This window comes from Nocardioides fonticola (assembly GCF_039536805.1).
In the GTDB taxonomy this organism is placed as follows: domain Bacteria; phylum Actinomycetota; class Actinomycetes; order Propionibacteriales; family Nocardioidaceae; genus Nocardioides; species Nocardioides fonticola.
In genome coordinates this window covers 38,278-58,008 of record NZ_BAAAZH010000023.1, presented here as the reverse complement: position 1 = coordinate 58,008, position 19,731 = coordinate 38,278, and the positions used below count along the sequence as shown (strand labels likewise).

At 71.4% G+C, this 19,731-nt stretch carries 27 protein-coding genes; 23 read left to right on the top strand and 4 right to left on the bottom strand.

The window, feature by feature from the left end; translation table 11 throughout:
* Window positions 1-5: 5 nt before the first annotated feature.
* The 11 genes from ABD671_RS15105 (at window position 6) to ABD671_RS15055 (ending at window position 5,793) form a co-directional block, all read left to right on the top strand.
* Window positions 6-752 carry a hypothetical protein gene (locus ABD671_RS15105; protein ID WP_344734249.1) on the top strand — a complete coding sequence of 249 codons (747 nt, stop codon included), beginning with the start codon at window positions 6-8 and terminating at the stop codon, window positions 750-752.
* 57 nt (window positions 753-809) lie between these two features.
* The gene (locus ABD671_RS15100) at window positions 810-1,763 is read left to right on the top strand and encodes an SU10 major capsid protein (protein ID WP_344734248.1); all 954 of its coding nucleotides are present in this window, start codon (window positions 810-812) and stop codon (window positions 1,761-1,763) included.
* Window positions 1,763-2,095 carry a hypothetical protein gene (locus ABD671_RS15095; RefSeq protein WP_344734247.1) on the top strand — a complete coding sequence of 111 codons (333 nt, stop codon included), beginning with the start codon at window positions 1,763-1,765 and terminating at the stop codon, window positions 2,093-2,095. The genes ABD671_RS15100 and ABD671_RS15095 overlap by 1 nt, the downstream gene beginning before the upstream one ends.
* A 22-nt stretch (window positions 2,096-2,117) precedes the next feature.
* Window positions 2,118-2,510 carry a Gp19/Gp15/Gp42 family protein gene (locus ABD671_RS15090; RefSeq protein WP_344734246.1) on the top strand — a complete coding sequence of 131 codons (393 nt, stop codon included), beginning with the start codon at window positions 2,118-2,120 and terminating at the stop codon, window positions 2,508-2,510.
* The gene (locus tag ABD671_RS15085) at window positions 2,507-2,932 is read left to right on the top strand and encodes a DUF6093 family protein (RefSeq protein ID WP_344734245.1); all 426 of its coding nucleotides are present in this window, start codon (window positions 2,507-2,509) and stop codon (window positions 2,930-2,932) included. The genes ABD671_RS15090 and ABD671_RS15085 overlap by 4 nt, the downstream gene beginning before the upstream one ends.
* Window positions 2,933-2,942: 10 nt before the next feature.
* On the top strand, window positions 2,943-3,338 hold the full coding sequence (locus ABD671_RS15080; protein WP_344734244.1) for a hypothetical protein: 396 nt from the start codon (window positions 2,943-2,945) through the stop codon (window positions 3,336-3,338).
* A complete protein-coding gene (locus ABD671_RS15075; RefSeq protein ID WP_344734243.1) occupies window positions 3,335-3,727 on the top strand; it encodes a hypothetical protein in 393 nt (130 codons plus the stop codon). Before ABD671_RS15080 ends, ABD671_RS15075 begins: the two co-directional genes overlap by 4 nt.
* 16 nt (window positions 3,728-3,743) lie before the next feature.
* The gene (locus tag ABD671_RS15070; protein ID WP_344734242.1) at window positions 3,744-4,130 is read left to right on the top strand and encodes a hypothetical protein; all 387 of its coding nucleotides are present in this window, start codon (window positions 3,744-3,746) and stop codon (window positions 4,128-4,130) included.
* Between the two features lie 87 nt (window positions 4,131-4,217).
* Window positions 4,218-4,754, top strand: coding sequence for a phage tail tube protein (locus ABD671_RS15065; RefSeq protein ID WP_344734241.1), 537 nt, complete (start codon window positions 4,218-4,220; stop codon window positions 4,752-4,754).
* 86 nt (window positions 4,755-4,840) lie between these two features.
* Window positions 4,841-5,413, top strand: a complete 573-nt coding sequence (locus ABD671_RS15060; protein WP_344734240.1) for a hypothetical protein — start codon at window positions 4,841-4,843, stop codon at window positions 5,411-5,413.
* Between the two features lie 38 nt (window positions 5,414-5,451).
* The gene (locus tag ABD671_RS15055; RefSeq protein ID WP_344734239.1) at window positions 5,452-5,793 is read left to right on the top strand and encodes a hypothetical protein; all 342 of its coding nucleotides are present in this window, start codon (window positions 5,452-5,454) and stop codon (window positions 5,791-5,793) included.
* Window position 5,794: 1 nt separating this feature from the next.
* Here ABD671_RS15055 and ABD671_RS15050 read toward each other — a convergent pair whose 3' ends face one another.
* Window positions 5,795-5,998: a hypothetical protein gene (locus ABD671_RS15050; protein WP_344734238.1), complete on the bottom strand. Its 204-nt coding sequence runs from the start codon at window positions 5,996-5,998 to the stop codon at window positions 5,795-5,797.
* 25 nt (window positions 5,999-6,023) lie between these two features.
* Between ABD671_RS15050 and ABD671_RS15045 the strand changes: the two genes are divergently transcribed.
* The 6 genes from ABD671_RS15045 to ABD671_RS15020 all read left to right on the top strand — a co-directional run bounded on the left by ABD671_RS15045 (window position 6,024) and on the right by ABD671_RS15020 (window position 15,936).
* Window positions 6,024-9,380 (top strand): hypothetical protein, encoded by a 3,357-nt coding sequence (locus ABD671_RS15045; protein ID WP_344734237.1) that lies wholly within the window; start codon window positions 6,024-6,026, stop codon window positions 9,378-9,380.
* Window positions 9,377-11,257, top strand: a complete 1,881-nt coding sequence (locus ABD671_RS15040; RefSeq protein WP_344734236.1) for a hypothetical protein — start codon at window positions 9,377-9,379, stop codon at window positions 11,255-11,257. The genes ABD671_RS15045 and ABD671_RS15040 overlap by 4 nt, the downstream gene beginning before the upstream one ends.
* Window positions 11,257-12,399 (top strand): hypothetical protein, encoded by a 1,143-nt coding sequence (locus tag ABD671_RS15035; RefSeq protein WP_344734235.1) that lies wholly within the window; start codon window positions 11,257-11,259, stop codon window positions 12,397-12,399. The genes ABD671_RS15040 and ABD671_RS15035 overlap by 1 nt, the downstream gene beginning before the upstream one ends.
* Window positions 12,400-12,470: 71 nt before the next feature.
* Window positions 12,471-14,966: a beta strand repeat-containing protein gene (locus ABD671_RS15030; RefSeq protein WP_344734234.1), complete on the top strand. Its 2,496-nt coding sequence runs from the start codon at window positions 12,471-12,473 to the stop codon at window positions 14,964-14,966.
* 35 nt (window positions 14,967-15,001) lie between these two features.
* Window positions 15,002-15,409, top strand: a complete 408-nt coding sequence (locus ABD671_RS15025; protein ID WP_344734233.1) for a hypothetical protein — start codon at window positions 15,002-15,004, stop codon at window positions 15,407-15,409.
* A complete protein-coding gene (locus tag ABD671_RS15020) occupies window positions 15,406-15,936 on the top strand; it encodes a hypothetical protein (RefSeq protein ID WP_344734232.1) in 531 nt (176 codons plus the stop codon). Before ABD671_RS15025 ends, ABD671_RS15020 begins: the two co-directional genes overlap by 4 nt.
* Before the next feature lie 39 nt (window positions 15,937-15,975).
* Here ABD671_RS15020 and ABD671_RS15015 read toward each other — a convergent pair whose 3' ends face one another.
* Window positions 15,976-16,203 carry a hypothetical protein gene (locus ABD671_RS15015; RefSeq protein ID WP_344734231.1) on the bottom strand — a complete coding sequence of 76 codons (228 nt, stop codon included), beginning with the start codon at window positions 16,201-16,203 and terminating at the stop codon, window positions 15,976-15,978.
* A 128-nt stretch (window positions 16,204-16,331) separates the two neighbouring features.
* Here ABD671_RS15015 and ABD671_RS15010 point away from each other — a divergent pair, with 128 nt between their 5' ends.
* Genes ABD671_RS15010 through ABD671_RS14990 form a run of 5 tightly spaced genes read left to right on the top strand, consistent with a single transcriptional unit; the run spans window position 16,332 to window position 18,334 of the window.
* Window positions 16,332-16,970, top strand: coding sequence for an N-acetylmuramoyl-L-alanine amidase (locus ABD671_RS15010; RefSeq protein WP_344734230.1), 639 nt, complete (start codon window positions 16,332-16,334; stop codon window positions 16,968-16,970).
* Window positions 16,967-17,725, top strand: coding sequence for an endonuclease/exonuclease/phosphatase family protein (locus ABD671_RS15005; protein ID WP_344734229.1), 759 nt, complete (start codon window positions 16,967-16,969; stop codon window positions 17,723-17,725). The genes ABD671_RS15010 and ABD671_RS15005 overlap by 4 nt, the downstream gene beginning before the upstream one ends.
* The gene (locus ABD671_RS15000; protein ID WP_344734228.1) at window positions 17,722-17,931 is read left to right on the top strand and encodes a hypothetical protein; all 210 of its coding nucleotides are present in this window, start codon (window positions 17,722-17,724) and stop codon (window positions 17,929-17,931) included. The genes ABD671_RS15005 and ABD671_RS15000 overlap by 4 nt, the downstream gene beginning before the upstream one ends.
* Window positions 17,928-18,119, top strand: a complete 192-nt coding sequence (locus ABD671_RS14995) for a hypothetical protein (protein ID WP_344734227.1) — start codon at window positions 17,928-17,930, stop codon at window positions 18,117-18,119. The genes ABD671_RS15000 and ABD671_RS14995 overlap by 4 nt, the downstream gene beginning before the upstream one ends.
* A complete protein-coding gene (locus ABD671_RS14990; RefSeq protein WP_344734226.1) occupies window positions 18,116-18,334 on the top strand; it encodes a holin in 219 nt (72 codons plus the stop codon). Before ABD671_RS14995 ends, ABD671_RS14990 begins: the two co-directional genes overlap by 4 nt.
* A gap of 136 nt (window positions 18,335-18,470) precedes the next feature.
* Here ABD671_RS14990 and ABD671_RS14985 read toward each other — a convergent pair whose 3' ends face one another.
* Both ABD671_RS14985 and ABD671_RS14980 read right to left on the bottom strand, forming a co-directional pair.
* Window positions 18,471-18,932, bottom strand: a complete 462-nt coding sequence (locus tag ABD671_RS14985; RefSeq protein WP_344734225.1) for a helix-turn-helix domain-containing protein — start codon at window positions 18,930-18,932, stop codon at window positions 18,471-18,473.
* Window positions 18,933-19,025: 93 nt separating this feature from the next.
* Window positions 19,026-19,226, bottom strand: a complete 201-nt coding sequence (locus tag ABD671_RS14980) for a hypothetical protein (RefSeq protein ID WP_344734224.1) — start codon at window positions 19,224-19,226, stop codon at window positions 19,026-19,028.
* A gap of 115 nt (window positions 19,227-19,341) precedes the next feature.
* Between ABD671_RS14980 and ABD671_RS14975 the strand changes: the two genes are divergently transcribed.
* Entirely contained in the window at window positions 19,342-19,650 is a 309-nt protein-coding gene (locus tag ABD671_RS14975; RefSeq protein WP_344734223.1) for a hypothetical protein, read from the top strand.
* The last annotated feature ends 81 nt before the right edge of the window (window positions 19,651-19,731 follow it).

The following is a 19,731-nucleotide window of genomic DNA, read 5'->3' as shown; positions in this document are numbered from 1 at the left end:
GCACCATGAACCGTCCCCTCTCTCCGATCGCCCACCGCGCCCGGATCCGCTTCGTCGACGAGCCCCCGGCCGCCGGCGACACTCCGCCCACCGGAGGGGCCGCCGCGGCCCCGCCCGCCGGCGACCAGTCCGCCGGGACGACGCCGCCGGCCGGCGCTCCCGCCGGTGCCCCGGCCCCGAAGACCGACCCGTGGGAGGACCCCGCCGCGGCGCGCGCCGAGATCGAGCGCCTGCGCCGCGAGAACGCCGCCGAGCGCACCAACGCGAAGGCGAAGGCCGCCGAGGAAGCGCGCGCCGAGCTGGCGCAGTCCATCGGCAAGGCACTGGGGCTCGTGAAGGACGATGAGCCCGTCGACCCCGCGAAGCTCACCGAGCAGGTGAGCTCCTCGCAGGCGGAGGCACGGCAGGCGCGAGTCGAGCTCGCGGTCTACCGGTCCGCCGCCGAAGCAGGAGGCGACCCCGCCGCTCTGCTGGACTCCGCGAGCTTCCTGGCGTCGCTCTCCACCATCGACCCGACCGACACCGCCGCGATCACCGAGGCGATCAAGTCGGCGGTCGGAACCAACTCGCGGCTCGCCGCGGTCGCCGGCGCGCGCACGCCGGCCCCCAACCCCGGGCAGGGCGCGGCCACCAAGCCGCCCACTGCCGAGGAGCTCGCGGCCCAGGCGGCCGCGAACGGCGACTGGAAGAAGGCGGCCGCACTGAAGGCCGACCAGCTCCTGACGCTCAGCAACGCCACCACCAACGCGTAACCAACACCGTGCGGGCACGCGCCTGCCCGGGAATCGACAACCGAAAGGAGCACCGTCATGGGTGCCGTCTCCGGGCAGGGAACCACGTACAACCTGCCGAACTACACCGGGGAGCTGTTCCAGGTCTCCCCGTCCGAGACCCCGTTCCTGTCCGCCATCGGCGGCCTGAACGGCGCCTCCACCTGCGACTCGACCGAGTTCGAGTGGCAGACCGCCGACCTGCGCTCCACCTCCGCGAACAACGTGCAGGTCGAGGGCTCCGACGCCCCGACCGCCGTCGCGCGGACCCGGTCGAACGTCACCAACGTGACCGAGATCCACCAGGCGCAGATCAACATCAGCTACTCCAAGCTGGCCGCGCGCGGACTCAAGTCCGGCTCGAACAACGAGGAGAGCAACCCGATCCGCGACGAGCTGGCCTTCCAGATCAACCAGGAGCTCGCCGCCATGGCGATCGACCTGGAGAAGTCGTTCCTCTCCGGCGTCTACCAGAAGCCGGCCAACAACGCGACGGCCCGGCAGACCCGCGGCGTGCTGACGGCGATCACCACCAACGTGTTCGCCAACGGCGGCACGCCCCGCGCGATCACCAAGGCGATCGTCGACAACTCGCTCTCGGCGATGTTCACCGCCGGCGCGATGCTCGACCAGGCCACCACGGTCTTCATGGTCGGCGCCGCGCAGAAGATCGCGCTGTCGAACCTCTACGCCGCCGCGCCGCTCAACCAGCCCACGCAGACCCGCAACGTCGGTGGCGTCGCGGTCGACACCATCGTCACCGACTTCGGTGTCTTCGGCGTGATGCTGAACCGCTGGATGCCCGCCGGCCAGATCGGCATCGTCAACCTCGGCGTCTGCGAGCCGGTGTTCCTCGACGTCCCGGGCAAGGGCAACCTCTTCGTCGAGCCGCTGGCCAAGACCGGCGCCTCGGAGAAGTACCAGCTCTACGGCGAGGTCGGCCTGAAGTACGGCCCCGAGGTCTACCACGGCCTCATCAAGGACCTCAGCTGATGGCCGCGGCGCGCAAGCAGGACAGCTCGGCCGACGCCGCTGCTCAGGCGGCCGCCGAAGCCGAGGCCAAGGCGAGGGCCGAAGCCGACGCCGCTGCTCAGGCGGCCGCCGAGGCGGAGGCGGAGCCGATCCGCTTCGTGGCCACCCACGGCGTCGACCTGGCCGACCTCGGCGTCCGCTTCGAGCTCGACCAGGACGCCACCGGCAACAGCGAGACCAAGGTCTACGCCCTCACCACGACCGACCCCGAGGTCGCCGCGGCACTGCGCGAGATCAACGACTACGGCATCACCGAGGTCCCGGCCGACGCCGAGACCGACGTCGACGCCTGATCGACAACGGAGAGGGGGCGTCATGCCGAACCCGGCGACCACCGAAGACCTCGCCAACCGCTGGCGCCCCCTCACCACCCAGGAGACCACCGTCGGAGAGACCCTCCTGGGCGACGCGTGGGTCATGCTGACCCGCCGCCTCCCCGACCTCGAGACCCTGATGGCCGACGACGCCGACCTGACACTCGAGGTCACCCGCGTACTGGCCACGGCGGTACTCCGGGTGCTGAAGAACCCCGACGGGAAGCGCCAGGAGTCGATCGACGACTACTCCTTCACCCTCGACAACTCCCGATCCGCCGGCGAGCTCTACATCAGCGACGACGAGATCAGCTCGCTGATCCCGCAGGGCAACAGCGGGGCCTTCAGCGCCGACATGCTCGCCGACTGGGCCGCCCGCCTGGCAGCCGAATGAGCGCCATCCTCGCCGGCCGCCGAGCCGCAGAGGCGCGGATGCTCGACTGGTTCTCCGTCGAGCGCCCGACCGGCAAGACCACCGACGCCGACGGCTTCCCGGTCCTCGGCCGCGAGCCCATCGAGGAGACAGTCGGGCGACTGGCCGGCACCTCCAGCCAGGGCGACTCGGGCGCCCGCACGATGCGCGTCGGCGACACCGAACGCATCGTCGTCGTCGGCGGCCTCCACCTCCCGATCAGCGCGCTCGCACCCAAGCTCGGCGGCTACGGCATCGGCTGGGAGTACGTCCTGGTGCGCCCCGGCCCGGACACCGACCCCGCACTGGTCGGCTCCAGGTGGCTGGCCGTCGGCACATCCGCGAAGTCGCAGATGACCGCGCGACGCCTCGACGTCGTCCAGCTCGACCAGCCCCAGATCTGAGGAGGTCGCCGTGCGCGTGAACGTCACCCACACCATCGGCGATCTCGCCGGCGATCTCGCCGCCATCGGCCCCAAGGCGGTCCGCGAAATGCGCGGCTGCGTGCGCGAGGCCGCGAAGACCGGCAACAGCGTCGCCCGGGACTTCGCGAAGGTCTCCGCCGGCAGCCACGGCAAGCTGTACCCCAAGGCGTTCACCTGGGAAGAGCGCAGCGCCTACCTCGGCGCGGTCGGCAACGTGTTCGCCGCCGAGTACGGCCCCGAGATCGGCCGCCCCCAGGGCGAGATGTCCTTCGAGGGCGGCTCGAGGAACCAGAAGCCCCACCTCGACCTCGCCCGGTCGGCCGACGTCATCGGACCAGCCCTGGTCGGCGAGGTCCGCCGCCTCATCGACGGATGGTTCTGGTGAGCCGCCCCTCCGAGGCCGACGTCGCCACCGCGGTGATCGCAGCCTTCACAGCCGCCAACGCTCGACCCTTCGACATCGACGACATACCCGACGGCGCTGCGCGCCCGAAGGCCTACACCGAGGTCATGGTCACCAGGAAGTACTCCGGCGACGCGCCCCGCCGCCTCGGCGTCGCGGTCACCGACTCCACAGCCTTCCGGGTCACCACCCGCGCGGTCGCCGACACCATCGACGGCGCCCGCGAAGCACGCAGGCGGGTCGCGACCTGCGAAGGCATCCCGATCTCCGTGATCGGCATCAGCGGCGTCCTCCGGTTCGAGTCCGAGGACGCGATCGGCCCCGACGACGACTGGTTCTCGGGGCTCACCACCTGGACGTTCGTCCTCTGACCCGAAGGAACCCCGGATGACCGAGAACACCACCGAGAGCATCCCGGCGATCACCGAGCCGTTCGTCCGCGTGCTCGACCTCGACACCGGCCACCAGATCACCATCCCGAGCTCGTCTCTCCCCCACGGCCGGTTCGAGGTGCTCGACGAGCCGGCGCTCGACGCCTACGGCGAGCCGGCCGCGCCGATCCACCACGTCGGCGGCTCCCCGGCCGAGGACGACGACCAGCAGGGCGACGAGCAGGACGACGAGCACGGCGACGCGGTGGGACCGAGCCTTCCCGGGCCGCCGGCGAAGAGCGCCCCGAAGGCCGCGTGGGTCGAGTGGGCGGTCATCTACCGCGACCTCGACACCGAGACCGCCGAGGCCATGACCCGCGACGAGCTCGCCGCGCTGGTCTGATCCCGCCCCCGCCCCGGGGCGACCCCTGAGTCCCTGTCGAGACCACCACCCCGAGCGGCCGCACGGCCGAGCTGAAGGAGTAGCAACATGCCCGAGCCGCTGAACCCCGCGTTCAAGAAGGTCTACCTCGCGGAGAACTGGATCTTCGTGCCGACCATCGCGTCGGCCACCCTCGCGCCCACCGTGGCCGAGGCGTCCGGCGCCTCCGCCCTCGACTTCTCCAACATGATCTTCGCCGACGGCGCCCCGTCGCCGACCCAGGACACCAACGTCGGCACCCGCCGCCGGCGCCTCGCCGAGAGCTCGGTGGGCCAGCTGATCGGCGTCACCACCTACGGCGGCGGCGTCCTGACCTACCAGATGGACCCCCAGGCCGCGACCGGCGCCGACGGCATCAAGCTCTGGGAGAAGATCCCCGAGGGCACCACCGGCTTCCTGGTCCACCGCCTCGCCGTCGCGAAGGCCACCAACATCGCCGCCGGCCAGTTCGTCGACGTCTTCCCGGTCGCCTTCGGCCCGTCCATGCCGGTCAAGTCCGGTGACGACGAGTTCGCCGAGTCCGCCGCGACCTGCACCTACGTCATCACCAGCAAGCCCGCCTTCAAGGTCGCCATCCTCGCCTGAGGCACCTGAACGCTCGGTGGGGCGGGTCTCGACAGCCGCCCCACCGAGCCCACTGTCGAGCCTGTCGACGAAGGAGCACCCACCCCATGAGCGACAGCCCCACCCCGAACACCCCGCCGACGGTGAGCCGCCGCATGGCTGGGCCCATCCGGATCTTCCAGGGCGACGACGTCAGCCAGCTCGCCGAACTCAACCTGGCGGTCGAGCTCGCCCAGCAGGAGCACGGCGGCGGACGCCCTCGTCTCGGCGGCGAGCACCCCGACGTCACCGCAGCCCGCCAGGCCTACGAGGACTTCGCCCGCGAAGCGATCGCACGCACCGTCCTGATCCGCGTCGGCGCCATGAAGCCCACCGAGTGGTTCGACCTCCTCGCCGAGCACCCACCCCGCGAGATCACCCGGGACGACGGCCTGGTCTACATCCACCCCAGCGACCAGGAGTTCGGCGCCAACATCACCACGCTGCGCAAGCCCCTCCTCGAGGCGTGCATCGTCGAGCCGAAGCTCCACCCCGACCACCTCGCCGAGTTTCTGGAGAGCCTGGCCCCCGGTGACTACATGAAGGTCGTATACGCCGCCTTCGAGATCAACCGAGCGGAGGGCTCTGACCCAAAAGACGTGCTGCCCTCGAGCGTCTCGGCACTCTCCGACGAGACCTAGACATCGCCGCGTCGCTGGGCCTGACCCTCGAGGTCTGGATGGCGCTGCCCGAGCAGGAGCGTGGCTGGTGGATCGCCAGGTGGGAGATCGAGCAGGACAGCTGCCCCCAGTGCGGTCGACCGCGCGAGGAGTGCGGAGATCCGACGAAGCGCTGGTACCCCCAGCGCTCGATCTGCTACGCCACCCGCGAGGCCGCGGCGGCCCAACGGATGTACGACCACCTCCACGCCGAGAAGCCGTTCCACGACGGCACCTACTCCGGATGGGTCAAGGACTTCGCCCCCGGCGCCGGAAAGATCTACCGCTACGAAGACGGCGCCAGCATCTGGGCCGCGCCCGTCGACCTCAACCCCGAGGACAAGTTCCTCGCCGGAGGGTGACTTAGGCGTCAGGCCGCTTGGCAGGCCGCAGCAGGAACCACAGAACCTTCCCAAGACCGAACACGATCAACCCAAGGCCGATCAGGCCTGTTAGGGAGCTCACCAGGATCGCAGCGGTCTGACCTGTGTTGCTCAGAGCGATCGAGGCGCTGCACACCAGGACGCCCAGCAGCAGCCATCCGAGCCCTTGGCGAAGTGTGTCCATCCGCCCAACCTAGAGGAGGTGCACCGTGGCGACCAGGCGTGAATCTGTCCGGATCGAGCTCGACGACCAGCTCACCGGTGGACTCCTCAAGCAGGCCGCGGCCGCGAAGCTGCTGCAGCGTGAGCTCGACTCACTCGACGGGCAGCTCGTCGACGTCGACCGGACGACGAGCAAGACCACGCGCACCACCAAGGACTACAACCTCGAGACGGCGATCGCCGACGAGCGGGCCGCACGGCTGCGCGCCGCGCTGAAGGACCAGGCCAAGGCTGCCGTCGACGCCGAGGACGGCCTCGGTGGGCTGCGGAAGACCACCCAGGGCACCTCGAAGGAGATCGACCAGCTTTCCGGCCGCGTCCGGATCTTCCGCGACCTCGCTTTCACCGTCGGCCCCGCGCTCGTCCCGATCGCCGCCGCCGGCATCCCCGCCGTGATCGGACTCGGCGCAGCCTTCGGTGCAGCCGCAGGCGGCGTTGGCGTGCTGCTCGCCGCTGTCAACGGGATGGGCGACGCCCTCAAGGCGCTCAACACCTACCAGCTCGAGCCGACCCAGGCGAACGCCGAGAAGCTCCGCATCGAGATGGACAAGCTCGGCCCCGCCGGAGCCCACTTCGTCCAGTTCCTCGACGACCTCCAGCCCCAGCTCGTCGGCCTTCAGATGATCGCGCGAAAGGGCCTCCTCCCCGGCGTCGAGGAGGGCATCACCGAGCTCCTCCCGCTGCTCCCCCAGCTGCGGCTCCTGGTGTTCAACCTCGCGTCCGCGATGGGTGAGCTGTCAGCGGACGCAGGCGAGGCCCTCGCCGGCGACAAGTGGCGGCCGTTCTTCGACTACATCGAGTCCGACGGCGCACCGCTGCTGGAGTCCTTCGGCCGGTCGGTCGGCAACCTTGCCCTCACCCTCGCCAACCTCACGGTCGCGTTCGGCCCCCTCACCGCCGACTTCGCCGGCGGACTCGAGCGGATGACCAGCTCGCTCGCCGACTGGTCCGCCGGCTTGGAGGACAACGCTGGGTTCCAGGACTTCGTCGACTACATCCGCGAGACCGGGCCCGACGTCCTCGAGCTGCTCGGCGCGATCGCCACCGCCCTCGTCGGTATCGTGCGCGCAACCGCTCCAATCGGCCAGGCAGTCCTCCCGGTGCTCACCGAGCTCGCGAAGATCATCGGCATCATCGCCGACTCTCCCCTGGGCACGCCGTTCTTCACCGCCGTCGCCGCGGTGCTCGCCTTCAACCGTGCAGCTTCGCTGGTCGGTGCGACCCTGACCAGGGTCAAGACCTCTGGCGAGGCCGCTGGGGCATCCCTGTCCACCAGCTTCAAGCTGGGCGCCACCATCGCTGGCCTGATGGCTCTGAACGATGCGGTCGACCAGATCGGCGGGAAGCTCGACGACGGCGCACTCGCCCGGAACCTCGAAGCGATCGGCCGCGGCTCGGTGTCCGACGACCTCGCACAGGTCGGCGACTCCCTGGGGACCGTGAACAACGGACTCCTCCAGCTCGGCAACTACGGCGAGAAGGCCTTCACGGGCGGCATCAAGATCCTGTCGGTCGGACTCCTCGACTTCGACACCTCGATGGAGAAGGCGCAGGCCAAGCTCCGCCAGGTCGACGACGCACTCGCCTCGCTGGTGGAGTCCGGAAACGCCGATCAGGCCGCGGCCGCCTTCGCGGAGTTCGCCCGCCAGGGAGAAGCGCAGGGCCTCAGCCTGGCCGAGGTCACCAAGTCGTTTCCGCAGTACCAGACCGCCCTGGCGAACGCCGGCGCGGCAGCGAAGGAGGCCGAGCCGCCGACGCGCAGCTTCCGCCAGGTCCTCCAGGAGACCGGCAACGCGGCCGGCCTCACCCGCTCTGAGCTCCACGGGCTCGCCGAGGCGATGAAGGAACAGCGCTCGGAGACCCTGGCTGCCTTCGACGCCCAGATCGCGTGGCGACAGGCTCTCAACGACGCCACCGAGCAGGCCAAGAAGAGCCAGGCCGGCATTCGAGGCAACTCGAAGGAAGCGATCGCCAACAGCCAGGCCCTCTCCCAGCTCGCCGGCGCGTGGAACAACCAGTCGGACGCCGTCCGGAACAACGTCAGCCGCTACGAGAGCGCCAAGTCCGCTTTCATCGAGACCGCCGTCCAGATGGGCGTGAACCGTGACCGAGCCGAGCAGCTCGCCCGGTCGCTCCTCGCGATCCCGAACAAGGTCCTCACCGACATCCAGCTCGCCGGCGGCCAGAAGGCCTACGACGACATCCAGCGAATCAAGCAGGCGCTCTCCACCATCCCGAAGTCCATCCGCACCGAGTACTACGTCACCCAGATGAACGGCCTCAACTCGCGTTCTGGTGGCGGACGGGACGGCGACCCGAGCACCCCCTACGCCAGCGGCGGCTACACCGGCCCGGGCGGGAAGCACGAGCCGCGCGGGATCGTGCACGCCGGCGAGGTCGTCATCCCCCAGGAGCTTGTGCGCCGCGACTGGCCGATGCTCCGCAGCCGCTACGGCCACCTCCCCGGGTTCGATACCGGCGGCCTGGTCGGATCTACCTACGCAGCCACATCGCCGGCCCTGCGATCGGCGGAGACGCTCTCCACCGCGCTCCGAACCGCGGCCGCTGCCTCGGTCGCCGAGGTGAAGTCTCGCCGGACCCTGCTCCAGCACGAGCTCGACCGCGACAAGGCCGCGACACAGGCCGCCAAGGACCGCCTCGACGCCGAGCGCCAGGTCCGCACCGAGCTGGTCCAGTCGCTGCGCGATCGCCTCACCAGCGACCTGTTCGGGCCAGCGGTGAGCTCGAGCTCGAGCCCCAGCTACCGCTCGCTCAACCTGCCGATGCCGGCCGACTTCGCGAGCTGGGACCCCGACCGCCAGAAGGCGTTCCTCCAGCAGGCCGCCCAGGTCGAGTACCAGGCCAACGTGGGCCTGGGCTACGGCGCCGCGCCCGCGTCACCGGAGTCGATCCTGCGCGGCGACATCAGCAACGCCCGCCAGATGCGGGGCATCATCGCGCTGCTGCGGCGCGGCGGCCGCGGCCTGCGTGGTCAGGCGCTCGCGGAGCTGCTGAACACCGCGACCCCCGACCAGCTCGACGCCTACGCCAACGGCTCCCTTCGCGACCTGCGCCGCTACCAGCGGCTCTACGACACCCGCGCCCAGGTCGTCGGGCAGGCCGCCCGCGCCGGCGGCGACGCCGCGTTCGGTCAGCGCATCGACGCGCTCCGCGAGGACTACCGCGCGGCGCTCGAGGTCGAGCGGTCCGCCGAGCGGCAGCTCCGCAGCGTGAACAAGCGCCTGGACAAGGTCGAGAAGGCCGTCAAGGAAGTCGCTCCCGGGGTCACCAAGGGCATCAGGTCCTCGGTCGGCGCCGGCCGCGCAGGAAGGACCCGAGGATGACCGGAGCGGGCGTGATGCCGGAGGCCACCTACAGGCTCAGCCTGGGCGACCTCGACCTCTCCCCGCTCGCCCAGCCCGCCGGCGCGTTCGTCGAGGTCTACATGCTGCGCCGCGGGAAGGCCGAACCCGTCGTCACCTCGTTCGAGGCGTCCCTGCGCGACGGCGCCGTCGAGGAGCTGATCCGGCACAACAACCGCGACATCAACCTCGTCGTCGCACTCTCCGGGCCGAACTCCGACGCGCTGGCCGTGCTCGAGGAGAAGCTCGCGCTCGAGGTGGCCAAGGGCTACATCGAGTTCGCCTGGACACCGCCCGACGGCGCCGGCGCCACCACCGTGTTCGACGTCCTGTGGGGCGACATCGGCTTCGACGACGACGACGAGCTGTGGGACCTCCACGAACTCCAAGGCAAGCGGGTGTTCCCGATCGCGCTGCGCTGCTGGCCCTTCGGACGCTCCGACCGGTGGATCCGCGTCCAGGCCGGCGCGGTCGCCGGCGGCACCGACACCCAGATCAACGCCTGCGACAGCCTCACCGGGATCAGCGGCGCCGCCGGCCTCGACACCTCGGTGAAGTACCAGGGCACAGGGTCGGTCCTCGTCAACGTCGCCACCATCGCCTACACCGCAATCGGTGGCGGGTCCTACTACAAGACCGTCCGCGGGACCCTTACCTTCTCCGGGCTCGCGGTCAACCTGACCACCACCCCGTTCGTCACCATCAAGGCCGACACGAACTACAAGACCTCCCAGAGCCTGCGGATGTGGATCGACGGCGTCGAGGCCCCCAGCGCCGGCAACGCCTACTCCGGTGCCGGGTCAGGGTTCCGGACCTTCGCGTTCCGGTCGACCGACTCCTCGGTCGCCGAGGTCGTCGTCGAGATCACCGAGACCTACGTCGTCTACAACCCCACCGGGAAGCCCGCCGACGAGGTCCCGCCGTCGGGTGTCGGGACCCGCCTCGACGACCTGCGCCGCGGCCCCACCCCGCCGGCGCTGTCCACCAGCGGCCGCGAGTCCACGGTCCTGCTCCCGATGTACGGGTCCGCGCGCACCGAGGGCACCATCGAGATCTCCCACGCCACCCAGGGCCTCGGCGACGTCCTGGTGTACTCCAACCCGCTGCTCGGCGTCCTGGGCTACACCCCCGACCTGCGCCGCTACGCCTCCACCCTCACTGGCGGCTCCACCGGACCGAGCTACATCTCGGGCGGCTTCAGCGCCCTCGACATCACCCCCGGCACCACGGTGTTCCAGGTGCCCGCCGAGCCCCTCCCTGAGGGCTCCTACATGCTCGTCGCCGCCTCCCCCGCCGGGTTCGGTGTCATGACCGGACCGATCAACGTCACAGTGCGCCTCAAGGCCGGCGCAACCACCCTGGCCAGCCGCACCTACAGCGGTCTCACCCCGGTCCAGCTCGGCACCACCAACTTCGTCACCCTCGGCTCCATCAGCCTGCCCCCGGCGATCGTCGCGGACGGCAGCAGCGCGCTGGTGGAACTCGACATCACCAAGGTCAACTCCGGCGACTCCTGGCAGTGGGACGAGTTCTTCATCTTCCACGTCGCCGACAACATGGCGCTCACCGTCATCGCAGCCGGCTCCGGCACCAAGGCCCTCGGCACCGCGAACAACCGCGCCTGGATCGACGCCCCCACCCTGAAGCGACCCAACGGCGCGATCTTCATCGGCACCGACGCCTCCCGGATCGACGCCTACCACGCCGGCCAGGTCTCCCCCGTGTGGAACCCCCACCTCCTGGTCCCCCCGAACGCACCCCTGTTCGTCGTCACCAGCGGCGCCGCCAACCCCACCATCGGCGCGGTCTACCCGCCCCGATGGATCCACAACGCCCGCAACCTCGACGGCGTCGCCTGATGCTCGAGGTGCGGCTCGCCGGGATCCCGGCCACCAGCATCGGCACCGTCGAGGCCCTGAAGTACTCCCACGCCGCCGTCGGCGGCCCGCTCGCCGCGTCCTGGCGGATGGGCCTGCGCCGCGGCTACACCCACCCGCTGCTCCGCCAGGGCACCCTCGTCGAGATCTACCTCGCCGGCATGCGGATCTGGGTGGGCCTGCTCTCCGAACCCAACCGGGTCACCTGGGAGTTCACCGCCGACGGCCTGTTCCGGCAGGCCGAGGACTTCCTCGCTCTCGACTCCAGCGGCAACCCGACCACCATCCCCAACGCCGCGGTCTACCAGGCCACCCAGCGCAGCAGCTTCTCCCAGCCGATGCGCGGCTGGATCTACCCCTCCACCGGCGGCGTGTTCCCCACCACCTCGAGCTCCACCATCCTCGAAGGCACCTTCGAGCCGGTCTACCTCGCCAACCTCCTCGGCGACCTCTGCCAGAAGAACGGCCGCCTGTGGGGCATCGACCCGCACACCCGGACGCCCTACTACCGCGCCAAGCCCACTACCCCGACCGTCGCGATCGCCCCCGGCGTCCCCGCGATCCCAACCAGCCCATCCGGCCAGACCACCTTCATCGTCGGCCGCCGCGCCACCGCCACCGGCGGCACCCCCGCCCAGCCGACCGCCTGGGCGGTGTCCCGGTCGACCTCCGCCACCGCCCTCGCCGCAGCCAAGAGGTGGAACCCCAGGGAGAAGTGGTCCGACCTCACCGACCGAGGCGCCCTCACCGACTCCGCCGCCGTCACCATCCTCAACCTGATGGTCGACGCCGGGATCTCCACCCCGCCCTACAGCGAAGGTGTCGAGCTCGTCCCCGGCCAGGTCACCAACCTCGGCGGCGTCGCCCTCGACCCGCGCCTCATCGTCGCCGGCCAGCTCAACGGCGAGATGACCGTCGTCAACCAGCTCGGCGTCCTCGACACCGAAGGCACCCTCGCACCCGGCCAGGCCGTCGCCTGGCTCATCGGCACCAGCTCCTACGACACCACCACCGGCGTCCTCGAGCTCGTGCCCTACCTCGCCGAGACCGACTCGCTGCCCGAGGTCATCCAGATCGCCACCGCCGACGGCCCGAAGTGGGCCCTCCAGACCCCCGTCGCCTAACCAGCGACCCGGGCCCGGCCCGCAACCCCTCCAGCACCACCACCCAGACCCGCGATCGCGAGGAGTGACCTGTGGCCATCACCTACCGCACCCTGACCGGTGACCTCACCGACCTGCTCGGCGTCGACCTCACGCCCGCGCAGCTCGCCGCCGCCAGGATCGTGGTCCGCACCAACCTGCTCCCCGGCACCGTGCCCCTGGACAAGACCACCGGCAAGCTGCTCCTCGGCTCGGCGATCGTCACCAAGAACACCGACGGCACCTTCTCGATCAGCAACCTCATCGACTGGGCCACCAGCGCCGCCGACATCAACCCCACCGGCATCCAGTACCAGGTCGACATCTACTACATCGACCCCGGCGCCAACGGCGGCCTCGGCGGCCGCGGCGAGTGGCACTCCGGCTGGCTGCAGGTCACCACCAGCGGCCTGCTCACCTCCGTCGTCGCCACCCAGCTGCAGCCCCCGAACTACGCCCTCGACGGCTCGGTCGCCGCCTACCTCGCCTCGACGAGTTCCGCGACCTACGCCGCGCTTCTGGCCATCCTCAACGCCGGCTGGCAGCCCCTCGACGCCGACCTCACCGCGATCGCCGCGCTCACCACCACCCCGTTCGGCCGCGGCCTGCTCGCCCTCGCCGACGCCAACGCCGGCCGCACCACCCTCGGCCTCGGATCCGCAGCCGTCGCGACCCTCGACACCAACACCGCGCTCGGCACCAGCAACACCGCCGTCCCCTCCCAGGCCGCCGTGAAGGCCTACACCGACGCGATCATCGGCGCCCAGGACGCCATGGTGTTCAAGGGCACCACCGACGCCTCCACCAACCCGAACTACCCCGCCGGCAACCGAGGCGACACCTACCGCTTCAGCGTCGCCGGGAAGATCGGCGGCGCCGCCGGCCCGAACGTCGAAGCCGGCGACATCCTGCTCTGCCTCACCGACGGCACCGCGACCGGCAACCACGCCACCGTCGGCAACAACTGGACCGTCATCCAGACCAACATCGACGGCGCCGTCGTCGGACCCACCACCAGCACCTCCGGCAACCTCGCCACCTTCAACGGCGCCACCGGCAAGGTCATCGCCGACTCCGGCATCGCCATCGACACCGACGGCGCCCTGGCCGCGAACTCCGACCAGCGCGTCGCCACCCAGAAGGCCGTGAAGGCCTACGTCGACGCCCTCACCGCCGGCGCCCCCGCCACCCTGAACAACTTCCTCGAGGTCGCCACCGCCCTCGGCTCCGACCCGGCGTTCTCGACCAACGTCTACAACGCGATCGGCGCCCGCATCGCCGCGGCGCTCGTCGACGCCAAGGGCGACCTCATCGCAGCCACCGCGAACGACGCTCCCGCGCGCCTCGCCGTGGGCGCCGACCGCCAGTCCCTGATCGCCGACTCGACCGCCGCCACCGGCCTGCGATGGGCCTACGCCAACGAGACCGCCACCCGCACGACGTCCACGACGCTCGCCGCGACCTCCCCGCCCCTCAACCTCGTCGACGCCACCAGTGGCGCGGTCACCATCACGTTGCCGACCGGAAGTGCCGGCATGACGTACACCGTCAAGAAGACCGACAGCACCACCAACACCGTCACCATCGCCGTGACCAGCGCCGGCACCATCGACGGCGCCCTCCAGGTCGTCCTCACCGCTGCCGGTGACTCCGTGACCCTGACCTGCAGCGCCGCCGGCGTCTGGCAGGTCGTCGCGTTCGCCGGCTCCCGGTCCCGCGTCACCGTCATGACCGCGTCGGGCACCTTCGTGAAGGACGCCCGGGCGGTCGTGATCGAGGTCGAAGGCGTGATGGGCGGCAACGGTGGCGGCTCGGGCGCCGTGGTCGCTTCGGGCACGGCATGCTCGGGCGGTGCCGCAGGCCCTGGCGGGTCCGCGTTCGCCCGCCGTCTGCTGGCCTCACAGGTCGCGGCCTCGGTTCCATGCACCGTGGGCGCCGGTGGCGCCGGTGGCGCGGCGGTGTCGACGAACTCAACGGCCGGGAACGACGGCGGCAAGGGCGGGACGACCCGTTTCGGAACGAACGACTCGGACTACCTGGCGTATGCGACCCCGAACACCACGTCGAACCGCGGCGGGCAGATCGCAGCGAACGCGGCCGGGACGACCAACATCGGTCAGTTCCTCTCGGCGGGTTCGGCCAATGGGAACAACGGGGCCGCGGGATCGCAAGGCAGCAACTCCTCGGGGCTGTCGGCACCGGGAGGAGGCTCGGGTGGCGGAATCTCGACGGCACCGGCCGCGTTCGCCGGCGGCGCGGGCGTCGCCGCCTACGGGTTCACGAACGCCTCGAGTCCCGCCGCCGGCGCCGTCCCGGGTGGCGCTGGCACTGCCGGATGGGACGCGCAGACCCTCACGCTCGGAACGATCGCGCTCGGAGCGGGTGGCGGCGGCGGCGCGTCGTCGATCACGGGCAACGGTGGCGCGGGCGGCAACGGCGGCCGCTACGGCGCCGGCGGTGGCGGTGGCGGGTCGTGCCTGAACGGGTTCACGTCCGGCAAGGGCGGCGACGGATCCCAGGGGATCCTCATCATCCGCGAGATTTTCTGAGCCGCACCCACCACCGACCCGTCAAGGAGATCTCCATGCGCGCAGCACTCATCGACGCCACCGGCCTGGTCGTCAACGTCATCGTTCTCGCCGACGAACCCCAGCCCACGCCGGTCTACGTCGACGGCGTCCAGCAGTTCGAGGACGTCGTCACCGGGACCTCCGAGGACGGCGAACCCATCATCGAGCAGCGCCCCGTCCTCGAGATGGGCACCGGGTACACCCCGCCGGCCGACCAGACCCTCATCCCGCTCGACCTGGACTCACCCGTCGGCCCCGGCTGGTCGAGGACCGACGACGACACCTGGATCCCGCCCGCCCCGCCCGAGACGCCGTCCGCACCCGAGGCCGGCTCCAGCCTCGCCGCGCTGGCCGCACTGCTCGAGTCGGCAGGCATCACCCCCGAGCAGCTCGCCGACACGCTCGCCGGGGGCGCCGCGTGATCGACCCCTCCGGGCCGGTGCACGAGTGGGAGGTCCTCCTGCTCGCCACCGGCGCGCTCATCTCGATGGTCGGCGTCTGGATCCGCTGGGGGCTCCCGCGGGTCAAGGCCCGTTGGGAGCGAGACCGCGACTGGAGCGTCCTCGTCGACGGCCGGCCCGCGATCCCCGCGAACCCCCGCACCGGCACCCCTGAGCAGCCGGCCGTGCCCCCGATCGCCGTCCTGGTCGCCCAGGTCGCCGCCCAGATCCGGGAGATCCACCACGAGCTCCACCCCAACGGCGGCTCATCGATGAAGGACGCCCAGCAGCGCATCGAGACCGTCGTCCAGGCGATGGCGCTGCGCCTCGAGCAGGGCGATGCCGCGTTCGCCGACATCACCACCCGGCTCGGCCGCATCGAGTCCCAGCTCGACGGCGAGGTCCACGTCGCGAACCGTGCCCTCGACAACGCCGCCGAGGCGTCCAAGACCGCGCTCGACACCATCCACGCCGCGATCCTGGCCGATCCGCCCGCCGACCTCAGCTGACGACACATCCCGACGACACATCCGGGCTCCCAGCCGCCGTCAGATCCTCAGGAGCTCGGCGAGGTACTCGCTGTCCTCCCGGGCAGCCTGAGCGCACCCGCCGCCGTCCGCGAGCCACAGCTCCGCCGCGAGCGCAGCGAAGGTGCGCACCGCGGCCGCCGCCGCGCGCCTGTCGTCGGCGTCGCAGGCCCGCAGGCACCTCGCCCGGGCCGCGCCGAGCTGCTCGAGCAGCCACGCCCGTGCCTCTGTCGTCAGTCGCATCTCCATGGCCCCGGACCGTAGGCCGGCTGTCACGCACAGCAGCCGCGGCGCCGAGCACCCCACAGCCAGGCCCCCGCTGACCGGACGCCAGCGGGGGCCTGTCCGCGTCCGACCGCGTCCACCAGGAGGCACCCATGCCGAAGCCCACCCGCGCGATCGCGCCCCCCGCACCGCCCCTGATCCCCGCCCGCTGGCACGGCGGCGACCAGACCCCGGCGCTGTCCGTGATCCACTCCACCGTCTCCCGGTGCGCCCCCGGCGGCGCCCGCGCGACGGCCCGCTACTTCCAGACCGTCGACCGGCCGGCGTCCGCGCACTACGTCCGCGACCCCGACGAGCTGATCCAGTGCGTCGGCGACCACACCGTGGCCTACCACTGCGGCTACAACGAGGACTCCCTCGGCTGGGAGATGACCGACATCCCCGGCCCCGTCCCCGACGACAAGCCCGGCACCGCACGCTGGAAGGCGCTGCGCCGGTCCTGGCGGTGGGCCCGCCCCGAGCAGAAGCGCATGCTCGCCGGTCTCGCCGAGGACGTCGCCCGCGCCCACCTGGCCTACGGCATCCCGATCCGCTACCTCGACGTCGCCGGCGTGCGCCGCTGGGACGCCCGCGGCCGCCGACCCGCCGACGGCGGCATCACCACCCACGCCGTCATGTCCGCCGCGTTCAAGCGCTCGACCCACTGGGACCCGGGCTGGTGGCCCCGCCGACAGTTCATCCGGCTCGCCCGCAAGGCCGCCACCCGGATCCAGCACGAGGTCCGTCCGTGAGCGCCGTCAGTCGTGCCGCCGGGGCCGTCCGGGCCGCCGCCGAGCGCGTCGTGGCCCGGGTGCGGCGGCCGCAGCTCCGGATCCTCACCTGGAACGTCAAGACCGGCCGGCCCCTCGCGACCGTGCGTGGCCCGCTCGACGCCTGGATCCGCACCCACCGGCCCCACGTCGTCGTCCTCCAGGAGTGCTACACCATCGCCCGCGGCCTACGCGCCGCCTACGAGCCGCTCGGCTGGCAGGTCATCCACGACCCCTCGAACCACCCCGAGGCCGACGACGTCGTCCTCCTGGTCCGCGCTCGCCGCCGGGTCATCCGCCGCGGCTGGATCCAGCACCTGTTCCCGTGGGTCGGGCCCGTGCACGACCGGCAGCGGAAGGGCCGGAGCTTCCCGTGGGTCGAGTTCGACTTCGCCGGCCACCGGATCCACCTGGTAGGGCTGCACCGCATCCCGGTGCCCGGACGCAACGCCCCCAGCTTCGAGGACGAGACCCAGCTGCTCGTCGACGCCGAGGCCTCGATCCCGCCCGGCCGGGTCCGGGTGTGGATCGGGGACATGAACGTCCGCGCGCTCGAGCTGGTCCGGTTCGCCCGCCAGCTCGGCGGGACCGCGCACCCGGGCGCCGGGTACGACGCAGCGATCACCGACCCCGACGTCGACGTCGAGATGACCGAGCTCGACCGCGGCGGCTCCGACCACCGCGCCGTCCTGGCCACCCTCCGACTCCCCCGCCGGCGGCGGAAGGCGCGCTCGTGAGGACCTTCGAGCTGCACCGCGACACCGACGTCTCCGGGATCTCCGGCACCGGCGTCGTGGCCGAGGGCGTCGAGTTCTCCGACGGCACCGCGGTCGTGCGATGGGTCGTCGGCGAGCACCAGTCCACCGTCGTCTGGCCCTCGCTGGCCTCCGTCGAGGCGATCCACGGCCACGGCGGCGCGACCCGCGTGGTGATGACCCCGTGACCGCCCCGGCGGTCGACCCGCTCGAGGAGGAGCGCGGCGGCGTCCACCTGGTCGTCGAGCCGCTCCTCTGTGTCGCCGGCGGCATCCTCGGCGGCCTCCTCATCGGTGCCGGCGCCGTCCTGGCCGCTGGCCGAGCCATGAACCGGGCCGCCCAGCGGCCCTCGACCGCCTCCGGGAGGAAGCGATGAAGATCTGGACCACCACGTTCTGGGCGCGCGCCGCGACCCGCGGCGTCCGCACCACCGCGCAGACCGCGGCCGGAATGCTCGCCGCGTCCGGCGCGGGCCTGGTCGACGCCGACTGGCTCGGCGTCGCCTCCGCCTCCGGGATGGCCGGCCTGATCGCCGTGCTCATGAACGTGGGTGGCCAGGGCCAGGACGACGTCGTCCCGCCGGCCGCCTGAGGTTTCGCCCGGCCGCTCGCCGGGCAGGAGCCGGACACAACTTCACATCGTCCTGAGATGAGGAGCCCTCACGGGCACCTCGCACCAGCGCCCCACTCGCCTACGCGGCGGGTGGGGCGCTGTTCTGCGTTCGATGTCAGGCGCTGGGCCGGCGTCCGGGCTGCCCGGGGCGCAGCGAGGAGCGCACGATGGCCCAGGTGCTGCCGATCTGCACCGCGGCGAGCGTCTTGGACTGGATCCGCTGCGCGATCGCCTGCCGGGAGACACCGAGGATCTCGGCGGCCTCGGTGACCGAGACGAGGTCGGGGACGACCTCGAACCCGAACCGGCGGTCGAACTCGGCGGTGGTCATGAGCTCGGCGGCGATCGCCGGCGCGCCGGTGGCCTTCTCGACGACGGCGATCGCGGTGGCCGAGGCCTGGGCGAGGCTGGTGGCCGGGAGGGTGATGGTGGCCTCGAGGAAGCCGCGGGCGCTCTCGCTCAGCGAGGCGTGGTAGGTCTCGAGCTGGTCGAGGATGTCGTCGACGTCGTCGGTGGTGGTGTCGCGGCGGTCGACCTCGATGATCGCGTTGTAGCTGGTGGTGGTCTTGGTGGTCATGGTCCGGTCCTCGTTCCCTGATGTGGTGGTGTGTCACGATCGGGGTCCGAGGACCGGGGCGATTGCTGCGCCCCGGTCCTCTTCCCTGCTGGCCTAGGTCGGCCAGCGGAACCCTGCTCGGCGGAGAGCCGCGAGAGCGTTCTTGAAGGCCCGCCAGTCGCCCGGCTTGCCAGAGAACGTCGTCACGTACTCCTCGCCGTTGAACACGGCGAGGCGTCCCCGCCGGGTGAGCCGGATCTCGAAGCCCTGAGCTTCGAGGGCCTGGATCACCTTCTTGAGGTCCTTGTCCATCATGATCACCTCCTTTCCTCTCATTGACAAGTACAGGCTACCTCAAAGGTTTATGAATGACAAGGGTTTGAGGGAAGCACGCGCGGCCCTGTCCCCGCCCCGGGCTACCGTCCGGCCCATGGCCGACTCCGTGGAGATGCTGACCGCCCGCCTGCTCGGCACCGCCCGCCGGCACGCGATCGACAAGACCCCGGACGACGTCGCGATCGCCGAGCTCCACGCCATCAGCCGCGTCCCCTCGGTGCTCGGCCGCGCCGCCGGCGTCGCGCTCGGCGGCTGGCAACACGACCCCATCACGCACCCCTGGTCACCGCGCATCGGCGCGCTCCTCGAAGCCGCTGGCGCCGACCTGGCCACGCGGGACACCGAGGCCGCCGTCGTGCTCGCCCGGCTCAGTGCCCAGGAGGGGCGAGCCCGGCACCCGTAACCGTCCGATAACCACACTTATCGGACAAGGCCCGGTGTGTCGGCCCCCAGACCGTCGGCACCGACGCCCACCATGGGAGCC